The following is a 9,702-nucleotide window of genomic DNA, read 5'->3' on the forward strand; positions in this document are numbered from 1 at the left end:
AAATGAAAAAGATTAGCCAATTTGGATCCACCAACAAGGCTAATCTTCTTTTATTATCTTTTCATGAATAATTCAGGGAAATTAAGAAAAATGCACATAAAAATGTAAAAACTCATTATGCGACTTATTTAGTGCTATGTCTTGCGGCAGTAATTATGGGAAGTGAATTCAGTTCTACTTTATCTCTTTTAAAACAAGATAATGCCAAAAGTGTTTCAGGCTTATTGATGCACTCTTCTTTTGTGAAGTCCATGACATTTTTATTTCCTGAAGGTGTTTTTGGTACGAGTAATGGTGTATTTGCGCATGTGGTAAATGGAATTACTTCGGGATCTTTTGTGAAGACACTGTTTTTAGGATTATCAACCATAGTTCATTCTAAAGATATTGCGAGTATTTGTTTTGTCGTGATGGGTTTATGTATATCCGTGCTCTATAGAGTATATATTGTCAATGTATTGCCAGTTATTAATCGTAGACTGTTTTTAGAAGGAAGAGTCTATGCCAAGCTGCCACTTGATCGATTGGTTTATTTAATGCGTATTCGTAAACAGATGCATGTTGCGTTTGTGAAGTTAGTGAAATCAATCATTATGACAGTTATGAATTTGACTGTTATAGGAGGCATTTACTTTTACTATGTATATTTTTTAGTGGATTATATTTTGGCAGAGAATCCAACAATATCTTTAAAAGATGCATTTTCTCTATCTCGTAATATGATGAAGGGGCACAAGTTTGAATGTTTTAAGTGGCAATTATCTATGGCCGGATGGTACATTCTCGATGTTTGTACATTTGGAATTAGCGCTATATTCTATTCGAATATGTATCGTATGTCAGTGATGTGTGAATTTTATACATTAAGAAGAAAAGAATTTCATAGTGCCATATTAAATGATACGTATTTATTTGAAAAACCAAGTAGTGCTTTGATGCGAAATACATATTCTGATGTCATTTCAGCATTAAATGCGAAGAATCCAATAGAAAATGCGTATACGGGCGTTAAAAAATTCTTGTGTGATAATTTTGGAATCATCTTTCATTTGAGTTCAAAAGAAAAACAATATGAAAGATATACCTATAATAAAATGGAAGCTGAAACGATGATTACCGAAGTGTATTTATTATGTTATCCTGTAAGGTTGTCGCCAATTGAAGAAGAGTATAAGAAATCGAATCTTCGTGTGTTGCATCCAAATCGAAATTACACATTAACATCTATTTTAGTATGTTTCTTCTTTATGTGTTTTGTCGGATGGATCTGGGAAGTCAGTCTTTCAATGATCAGCTATGGAAAATTTGTGAATCGTGGTGTTTTACATGGTCCATGGATTCCTATTTATGGTTTTGGCTGTGTTTTGATTTTACTTTTATTAAAACGATTTAGAATGCGACCCAAAGTTGAATTTAGTATGGCCGTACTTTTGTGCGGATGTATTGAATATTTCACAGGATTCTTTTTAGAACTTACGCATAATGGTCAGAAATGGTGGGATTATACAGGCTACTTCTTAAATCTTCATGGAAGAATTTGTGCGGAAGGCTTATTAGTGTTTGGCATTGGTGGCATGGCATTCGTCTATGTGGTTGCGCCATTAATTGACAACTGGGTAAAGGAACACTTGAATAAAAAATTATCGGCTGCATGTTTAGTTTTACTTCTTTTATTTGGTGGGGATGTGATTTATTCGCATTTTGAACCTAATGTAGGAGAGGGTGTGACAAGATGATAAAAAAGTTAAATGGAAATCAAATCAAGATGATTGCGATTATTGCGATGTTTATGGATCATTTCGCAACTACGTTGTATCCAAATTATGAAAAATTCTGGTGGCTTTTATTGATTCATTTGATCGGACGAGTAGCTGCTCCTATTATGTGGTTTATGGTAGTGGAAGGCTATACGCATACGCACAGTTTAAAGAAATATTTAGAAAGATTATTTGTCTTTTCAATCATAGCTCACTTTGCGTATAACTTCTGTTTTGGCATATCTTTGATTCCCTTAAAAGATTCTGTGTTAAATCAGACAAGCATTATTTGGCCACTCTTCTTATCTGTGATTGGCTTATGGGTAGAAGATCAAGATTGGAAAGATGCAAAGAAGATAGGTTGTATTCTAATTCTATGTTTATTGGCATTTCCAAGTGATTGGTCTTGTTTTCCCGTTCTTTGTACAAACCATATTTATAAAAATCAAGGCAATTTAAAAAAACAAGTCTTAGGTATGGCTCTATATATTTCTATGTATGTTCTTGTTTATTGTTTATGCATAGATGTAGTATATGGTTTATTACAGTTTGGGATTATTTTAGTATATCCAATTATGTCTTTATATGATGGAACAAGAGGAAAGAGCACATTTATGAAGTGGTTCTTTTATTGGTTTTATGTGGGACATTTGGTTTTGTGCGGATTGATTCGTGTAATGATGTAGAGGTAAAGAATGTATGAGTAGAAAAGTACGTAGAGTGCCAGTCATTCTTGATGCAGGAGAAATTAAAAATTTGCCACAGGAAGATATACGAATGATTTTAAGAGGGGCAGATGAATTGATTTCGACAGGTGGAAGAAGCATGTTGGCTAAAATATTAAAAGGTTCAAAGGATAAAAAGATATTTGAACATAAACTAAATGAATGTCCTGCTTATGGATATTATCAGGATATGAAGTTGGATGATATCGCAAAATGCATTGATTGGATGATCAAGGAAGATTATCTCAGAATTGAGTATGATTATCGTCTACCTTTATTGGTGTTTTCAGATAAAGGATGGCAAATAGAAAAAGAAACATTTGCCCAAGAACTTTATCAGAGAATATGCTTAGATGTAGAAGAAAAAAAGGCTTGTGTCCTATTTGAGATGAAAGAAGTAAATAGACAGGTTGTCATGCGTGTACTTGATAAAATCGAGAAAGATGGAACTGATGAATTTCTACCTTACTTAGAAGCATGGAAGATGATGGAAGTGAAAAAAGTTGCGGCAAGAATTGCAGAAGTAGAAAATAAGATAAGCAAGAATTTATAGAGGTGAATATGAAAATATTAATATTTGGGATGGGTAACATTGGAAAGACAACTATTGGTGAATTGTTGGCAAAGAAAATAGGGTACGATTTTATCGATATGGATACGAAAATCAAAGAAAAGTATGGAACAATGCTTGGTTTTCAAAATGAATATAATGATCAATATGAACGTGATGAAATACGTGCAGAAATGATTTCTTCTTGGATCAAAGAAAAGGAAAATGTTGTCATCGCATTAAGTCCTATCGCATATTTGGATGCGTATGAAGACTTCTTTGAAGATTCAGATATTATTTGTTTCGACTTAACAGATCGAGCAGAAAATATTTTTAAACGCTTGGTGTTTACTGATGATAATGATAATCTTTTGCACATTCCTCGATCGTATTTAGATAAGCATAAGGCGTATTATATGCGTGAAATACAGGCGGATCTTAATTATTTCCATACTTTGTATGCATCAAAAATGGATTCGATTTCGATGGATGGTAAAAGTTTAGATGAAATTGTTGAGGATATATGCAAGAAATATAAATTAGTCTAAGATTGTGATATAATCAATGGGCAAGTAAAAACATACATGACAGGGGTGCAAATGCTGAGAAAAACCCTTATTACCTGATCTGGTTAATTCTAGCGTAGGGAGTCATATCGATTGATAGTGGCACTCTAGGGTGCCTTTTTTGTTTGGAAAGGAGGCAATAATGAGAAAAAATCGTAGAATTGTCATGCCATTGCTTGTGTTTATTCTAGTGATTGGTGGCTGGGAATTATATGTACGTGTATTTGATATTTCACTTTATATTTTGCCAAGTCCATCAAAAATCATCAGTGCGCTTATTGAAAATTTTGATATTCTAATGCAACATTCGCTTGTTACGTTGGAAGAATCCATCTTAGGATTATTGATTAGTACTTTCTTTGCGATACTTATTTCAATTTGTATGGATCTATCGAAAACATTTAAGACAAGTATTTATCCATATTTGATTGTCACACAAACCGTTCCCATCATGGTTTTAGGACCGTTATTTTCAATTTGGTTTGGCTTTGATTTGTTGCCAAAAGTCTTAATTGTCATATTTATGTGTTTTTTCCCTATTGCGATATCCTTTACGGATGCTTTGTCACAAGTGAGTGAAAAAGAAATTAATTTATTGAGAAGTTTTGGGGCCAATCTATTTCAAATCTATAAAATTGTAAAAATTCCATCTGGTGCCATAGGCTTATTCTCTGGATTAAAGGTAGCGGCAACCTATTGTGTGGGTGGAGCTATTGTAGGAGAGTGGCTTTCAAGTAGAGCAGGACTTGGTTACTATATGCTTCGTGTAAAAAACGGGTATATGTTAGATAAAGTTTTTGCGTGTGTACTAATGATTATATTTTGGAGCATCCTATTGAATTTAGGGGTGTCTTTATTGGAAAAGATATTGTTTCCACATTTACGAAAAGGAGAAAGAAAATGAAGATTTTAAAGGCTATGTGTGCAGCTGCTGTTGCGTTAAGTTTAGTTGGCTGTGCTCAAACATCGGATTCTGATAAAAAAGAATTGACAAAGGTTACATTGATGTTGGATTATACGCCAAACACAAACCACACTGGTTTCTATGTAGCTAAAAACAAAGGATATTATAAAGATGCTGGTTTAGATGTAGATATCATTGAACCAGGTGACAATGCGACAACTTCAATGGTAGCGGCAGGAAAAGCTGATTTTGGGGTTTCTTACCAGGAAGATGTTACATATGCCCTAACAAGTGAAGATCCACTTCCAATTAAAACAATTGCGACAATTATCCAGCACAATACTTCAGGATTTGTTTCTTTAAAGAGTGCAAACATCAATTCTGTAAAGGATTTTGAAGGAAAAACATATGCAGGATGGGGAGCACCAAGTGAAGAAGCCGTAATTAAAGCGGTTATGAATGAAGCGGGTGCTGATTTCAGTAAGTTAAACATCGTAGGATCTGATGGATCTGGTATTGCAGGACTTAGTGATGAAGTTGGTAAAAATAAAGTGAACCTAGGATGGGAATTCTATGGTTGGGCTATTATCAAAGCACTACAAGATGGATATGATTTAAACTATATGCCATTAGCGGATTTAGATAGTCGTTTGGATTACTATACTCCAGTGATCATCACCAACAACAAGATGATTAAAAAGAATTCAGATACAGTTAAAAAATTTATGGAAGCTACTAAAAAAGGATATGAATATGCGATTGATCATCCAAGTAAAGCAGCTGAAATCTTACATGAGGATGCATTGTCAGATACAGATTTGAAATTCCTTAAAGAAAGTCAAAAATATTTAAGTAGCCAATATGCGAAAGATGCAGATTCATGGGGTGTTATGAAAGATTCTGTATGGGATAATTATACAGATTTTATGTATGAAACAGGATTGATCAGTCAAAAGATTGATGCGAAAGACCAATATACTAACGAGTTTGTGAAATAATGAAGCTGCAGGTTGAAAAACTAAATCTTGAATTTTCGGGAAAAGAAATATTACACGATATTTCTTTTTCGATTCAAGAAGGAGAATTTGTTTCCATTCTAGGGCCAAGTGGATGTGGTAAATCAACCATTCTAAATGTATTGGCCGGATTAATTGAAGATCATTCTGGTTCGGTATTTGTGGATGATGAACGGATCACAGGTATTAGTAGTCATTTTGCGTATATGCCACAAAGTGATTTATTACTGGAATGGAGAACCATTTTAGACAATGTTTGTCTGTATGGCGAAATCAATCATGATAAATCAATTAGACAAAGAGCTTTAAAAGAATTTGAAACATTTGGCCTTTCTGGATATGAAAATGCATATCCTTCTAGTCTTTCAGGAGGTATGCGCCAAAGAGCAGCCTTCTTAAGAACTTCTTTATGTAAGGCGGATATTCTTTTGTTGGATGAACCATTTGGAGCGTTGGACGTTATTACTCGAAATGATATGCAAGATTGGTTATTAGAATTAAGAAAGAAGTATAATCGTACTACTTTATTAGTTACACATGATATTGATGAAGCTTTATATTTATCGGATCGTATTTTGATTTTATCGAATAAGCCAAGTCATATCTTGCAGGAAATAGACTTATCTAAAGAAAAGAAATCGAGAGATTGGTTATTTTCACAAAGTGATTTGAAAAAGCAGGTCTATGAATTGTTGAAGGGTGAAAATCATGCATGATGCACATTATCATTATTCAAAAGAAATAAATGCATTACAGAATGAATATGGAATTTCTGGTATTTGTAACGTCGCAAATGAAAAAGAATATGAATTGGTTCATCAAAAACATTTATTTTATTCTTGTGGAGTACATCCTTGGAATGCCAGTTTAGATACATTGGAATCTATGCTGCCTTTGTTGGAAAAGGCACCTATCATTGGTGAAATTGGCATGGATAGTGTGTGGTGTGATGTGGATTTAGCTGTTCAAAAAGAAGTGTTTGAAAAACAACTTCAGCTTGCACGAGCTTTAAATAAACCAGTTATTCTTCATACAAAAGGTCAGGAAAAGATGATACTAGAATTGATTCGTAAATACCCAAATACCTATGTTGTACATTGGTATGGTTGTATGGATTATGTCAAAGAATATGATGAAGTGGTATCTTATTTCACGATTGGTCCTTCGATTGGAAAAGAAGAGGAAGTAACGCGGTTGGTTGAACAAGTATCGATTGATAAGCTATTAATGGAATCGGATGGTATTGAGGCCGTTAAATGGGCTATTGATAGTGACGATTATATAGCGGCTCTACAAAATGAAATTACTATGGTGGCTTCGTTAAAGAATCAATCGTATTCCGAAGTTGAAAGAATTTTGGATCAAAACTTTTCAAAGTTAATAAAAAAATAGGAGAATTTCTTCTCCTAGGCAAGACAGTCATTGAACTGTCTTTTTATTTGTTCTTCATCCATATTCTTTCCAATAAAGACCAATTGATTGATTCGATCTCCATATTCTTCATCCCAGTTTTTGGCAAGCTGTGGATTGGCCTTCAATAAATCAATTTGATCTTGTTTTGGAGCTGATGCGATCCATAATGAATCTTCTGTAAGGGAATTTAATTTGCCGGCTTGTTCAAATAAGTAGGCCGAGTCAGGTTGATTATCAAACCATACATAGCCTTTTGTACGAATGACATTTGGATAGTTGTTTAATAAATTAGTGAATTTCTTTAAATTCAATGGTTTTCTTGTTTGCCACACAAAAGTAGAAATTCCGTATTCTAAAGCTTCACCTTCGTGTTCATGATCATGATGATGTTCATGTTCTTCGATTTCATGAAGCCAGCCAATATTGTTTTGGGCTTTTTCATAATCAAAGTTATGTGTGTTTAAAAGCTCTTCTAAATTGACCTGACCAAAGCTAGCCTCAATGATTCCGGCATCTTTGCATAGTTTATGAATGACAGCCTTTATTTCATTTTTTTCTTCTTCGTTGACTGTTTCTGCTTTGTTTAAGATAACGGTATTACAGAATTCGAGTTGCTGCATCAATAAAGAGTCTAGCGAATCTTCATCTTCACAAGGTTCTAACAAGTGTTTACCACAATTGAATTCATTTGACAACCTAGCAGCATCGGCTACACAGATGATGTTGTCTAAGTGGAATAGTTCTGGTAATCCTCTAGAATATAGTGTTTCATTGGCGGCTGTAATGGTTTGCGCAATGGGGATTGGTTCGCAAATACCACTCGCTTCAATGATGATGTAATCAAACTTATTGGATGAGGCTAAGGCTGAGAGTTGTTGTAATAGATCTAGTTTTAGTGTGCAACAAATACATCCATTGGTAAGACCTACAACGTCTGTGTCTTCTTTTTGAATTTGTGCATTTTTATCAATTAGTTTTTGATCCACATTGATTTCACCAATGTCATTAACGATGATCGCAACTTTATATCCTTCTTGATTTTTTAGAATGTGATTCAATAAAGTGGTTTTACCAGCTCCTAAATAGCCGGTTAATAATAAAATAGGTATCGATTTTCTTTTCATTTTTAAAACCTCCTTTACTTATTGTATAATATTTGAGATAAAAAGGAGTAAATTTTTTATGACAATTTTATATACATCCTTCCATATATTGGATTTAGATAATGATACAGTACAAAGAAAAGAGATGCCTGAAGAATTCCAAGTCTTTGTGAAAGAATATATTGAGTATGCAAACGCAAATGAAAAAAATAAAATGTATACCATTCATGATGAACAAACACAAGTGGTTTCGTGTATTCGTCAAATGGCTTTAAATCAAGACAAATGTGAAGTTCTTACAGATAGTATTGCGGATAAATTATTGACGAGTGAGCGCTTAGCACAGGCCAAAATCTATCGCATGGGTTCGAATGTAAAAAAGGGAAGTTTGATTCAGGTTTTGGTACAAAATAGTAGTGATGAACTTTTATTTGTGGTTGCCAAAGTGGAACATTCAAAATGGTATGATGGAAATGATTTATCAAAGAAGTATGGATTTTCAGGAGATAAGAAATCATTGTGGAAATCAGCTGTATTTTCAATGTATGAAATTAATTCGCACATTGTATTTAAAGATGTTAAGGCATATTCAGATACTATGGCAAAATATTGGACAGTTTCATTCTTGGAGTTAGACGAAGCAAGAGATGATGCCAAAAATACATATTCAGCGTTTAAGGCCGTGGATAATGAATTAAAAAGTGCAGTAGAGCCTGTTTCTAAAAAAGATTATGTAAAGTTATCGAGTGAATTACAGAATGTGATGAATACACCACAGCAGTTAAACTACAATCAGTGTATTGATAATTTAATTGATTCGTATTCTTTTAGTGAAGAAGACATTGAAAAGGAGGTTATCAAAGATTGTTTATTGGCGCTTCCTGAACGTAAAAATTTTGATACAGAATTTAAGGTGGTTCCTGAAAGCTTGAATAATAAACGTACAAAAAAATTCCAGTTATCCCAAGGTATTGAACTAACGATTCGTTCGGATGCCATGGAATATCCGGATAAGATTGTATCTACAGTAGTGGATGGAAAGCGCGTTATTCAAATTGTCTGTGAGGATGATGATACGTATGATGCGTTTGCTTAAAATAAACTGAAAGAATTCAATTTGTATAAATCCTAAAATAGTGGTTTAATTATGTCATTATTTAAAGGGGGTATTTCAAATGAAAAATAAAAATGCATTAACAATTCTATTGTATGTATTTGCCGTTTTATCATTAGCTTATACGTGCTACGCGGCAATCCAAGCATATAATACGTTTACTTCATATTACAGCACAAACTTAAGTGTAGTGAATTTGATTTTGTATATGATCACAACATGCTATGAAAGCATCTGCTTTAGTGTGCTATTCTATGCGTTAGGCGTATTTAGTGAAATGTTTAAGAAGAAGGAAGAAGAGAAATAGTTTTATACTGTTTCTTTTTTCTTTAGGAAATGATTATGAAGAAAGATTTTAAAGAAGGGGCCAAGGCAGCAACTCCGATTATTTTGGGATATATTCCTGTTGGAATAGCGTATGGGATGATGGCTAAAGCGACAGGATTAACATTTTTTAAAGCGTTGAGCTTTTCCTTGTATATTAAGATTTTGGTTTCGGAACAGGGGAATGCGGTATGTGAAAAACTGTCGAATTGTCACAATTTGTTGATTAT

General features: G+C 33.6%; 12 protein-coding genes and 1 riboswitch. Of the genes, 11 read left to right on the forward strand and 1 reads right to left on the reverse strand.

Features of this window, described 5'->3' with window-relative positions; translation table 11 throughout:
* Window positions 1–80 precede the first annotated feature (80 nt).
* From Q0F04_RS10515 to Q0F04_RS10550, 8 genes are all read left to right on the forward strand, one after another.
* Complete coding sequence (locus tag Q0F04_RS10515; RefSeq protein WP_295753104.1) at window positions 81–1,736, forward strand: DUF975 family protein; 1,656 nt, start codon at window positions 81–83, stop codon at window positions 1,734–1,736.
* Window positions 1,733–2,443, forward strand: coding sequence for a TraX family protein (locus Q0F04_RS10520; RefSeq protein ID WP_295753082.1), 711 nt, complete (start codon window positions 1,733–1,735; stop codon window positions 2,441–2,443). Before Q0F04_RS10515 ends, Q0F04_RS10520 begins: the two co-directional genes overlap by 4 nt.
* A 13-nt stretch (window positions 2,444–2,456) precedes the next feature.
* The gene (locus Q0F04_RS10525; RefSeq protein WP_295753084.1) at window positions 2,457–3,035 is read left to right on the forward strand and encodes an RQC-minor-1 family DNA-binding protein; all 579 of its coding nucleotides are present in this window, start codon (window positions 2,457–2,459) and stop codon (window positions 3,033–3,035) included.
* Between the two features lie 8 nt (window positions 3,036–3,043).
* Complete coding sequence (locus Q0F04_RS10530; protein WP_295753086.1) at window positions 3,044–3,580, forward strand: shikimate kinase; 537 nt, start codon at window positions 3,044–3,046, stop codon at window positions 3,578–3,580.
* Between the two features lie 31 nt (window positions 3,581–3,611).
* Window positions 3,612–3,698, forward strand: a riboswitch (TPP riboswitch).
* Between the two features lie 42 nt (window positions 3,699–3,740).
* Entirely contained in the window at window positions 3,741–4,502 is a 762-nt protein-coding gene (locus Q0F04_RS10535; RefSeq protein WP_295753088.1) for an ABC transporter permease, read from the forward strand.
* On the forward strand, window positions 4,499–5,500 hold the full coding sequence (locus Q0F04_RS10540) for an ABC transporter substrate-binding protein (protein ID WP_295753089.1): 1,002 nt from the start codon (window positions 4,499–4,501) through the stop codon (window positions 5,498–5,500). The genes Q0F04_RS10535 and Q0F04_RS10540 overlap by 4 nt, the downstream gene beginning before the upstream one ends.
* The gene (locus Q0F04_RS10545) at window positions 5,500–6,234 is read left to right on the forward strand and encodes an ABC transporter ATP-binding protein (RefSeq protein ID WP_295753091.1); all 735 of its coding nucleotides are present in this window, start codon (window positions 5,500–5,502) and stop codon (window positions 6,232–6,234) included. The genes Q0F04_RS10540 and Q0F04_RS10545 overlap by 1 nt, the downstream gene beginning before the upstream one ends.
* A complete protein-coding gene (locus Q0F04_RS10550; protein WP_295753095.1) occupies window positions 6,227–6,910 on the forward strand; it encodes a TatD family hydrolase in 684 nt (227 codons plus the stop codon). Before Q0F04_RS10545 ends, Q0F04_RS10550 begins: the two co-directional genes overlap by 8 nt.
* Window positions 6,911–6,924: 14 nt before the next feature.
* Here Q0F04_RS10550 and Q0F04_RS10555 read toward each other — a convergent pair whose 3' ends face one another.
* Window positions 6,925–8,055, reverse strand: a complete 1,131-nt coding sequence (locus Q0F04_RS10555) for a GTP-binding protein (RefSeq protein WP_295753097.1) — start codon at window positions 8,053–8,055, stop codon at window positions 6,925–6,927.
* Window positions 8,056–8,113: 58 nt separating this feature from the next.
* Between Q0F04_RS10555 and Q0F04_RS10560 the strand changes: the two genes are divergently transcribed.
* The 3 genes from Q0F04_RS10560 to Q0F04_RS10570 form a co-directional block, all read left to right on the forward strand.
* The gene (locus Q0F04_RS10560) at window positions 8,114–9,130 is read left to right on the forward strand and encodes a nucleoid-associated protein (protein ID WP_295753100.1); all 1,017 of its coding nucleotides are present in this window, start codon (window positions 8,114–8,116) and stop codon (window positions 9,128–9,130) included.
* 79 nt (window positions 9,131–9,209) lie between these two features.
* Entirely contained in the window at window positions 9,210–9,455 is a 246-nt protein-coding gene (locus Q0F04_RS10565) for a hypothetical protein (RefSeq protein WP_117571562.1), read from the forward strand.
* A gap of 35 nt (window positions 9,456–9,490) precedes the next feature.
* Window positions 9,491–9,702: hypothetical protein (locus tag Q0F04_RS10570; RefSeq protein WP_295753102.1), on the forward strand; the 212-nt coding region annotated here is incomplete at its 3' end.

Source organism: uncultured Holdemanella sp. (assembly GCF_934772795.1).
GTDB lineage: Bacteria > Bacillota_I > Bacilli_A > Erysipelotrichales > Erysipelotrichaceae > Holdemanella.

Excerpts from the sequence above, each read along its gene's own strand:
- Q0F04_RS10540 (WP_295753089.1), top strand. The coding sequence starts at position 4,499 with ATGAAGATTTTAAAGGCTATGTGTGCAGCTGCTGTTGCGTTAAGTTTA.
- Q0F04_RS10560 (WP_295753100.1), top strand. The coding sequence starts at position 8,114 with ATGACAATTTTATATACATCCTTCCATATATTGGATTTAGATAATGAT.
- Q0F04_RS10520 (WP_295753082.1), top strand. The coding sequence starts at position 1,733 with ATGATAAAAAAGTTAAATGGAAATCAAATCAAGATGATTGCGATTATT.
- Q0F04_RS10535 (WP_295753088.1), top strand. The coding sequence starts at position 3,741 with ATGAGAAAAAATCGTAGAATTGTCATGCCATTGCTTGTGTTTATTCTA.
- Q0F04_RS10550 (WP_295753095.1), top strand. The coding sequence starts at position 6,227 with ATGCATGATGCACATTATCATTATTCAAAAGAAATAAATGCATTACAG.
- Q0F04_RS10525 (WP_295753084.1), top strand. The coding sequence starts at position 2,457 with ATGAGTAGAAAAGTACGTAGAGTGCCAGTCATTCTTGATGCAGGAGAA.
- Q0F04_RS10530 (WP_295753086.1), top strand. The coding sequence starts at position 3,044 with ATGAAAATATTAATATTTGGGATGGGTAACATTGGAAAGACAACTATT.
- Q0F04_RS10545 (WP_295753091.1), top strand. The coding sequence starts at position 5,500 with ATGAAGCTGCAGGTTGAAAAACTAAATCTTGAATTTTCGGGAAAAGAA.
- Q0F04_RS10565 (WP_117571562.1), top strand. The coding sequence starts at position 9,210 with ATGAAAAATAAAAATGCATTAACAATTCTATTGTATGTATTTGCCGTT.
- Q0F04_RS10555 (WP_295753097.1), bottom strand. The coding sequence starts at position 8,055 with ATGAAAAGAAAATCGATACCTATTTTATTATTAACCGGCTATTTAGGA.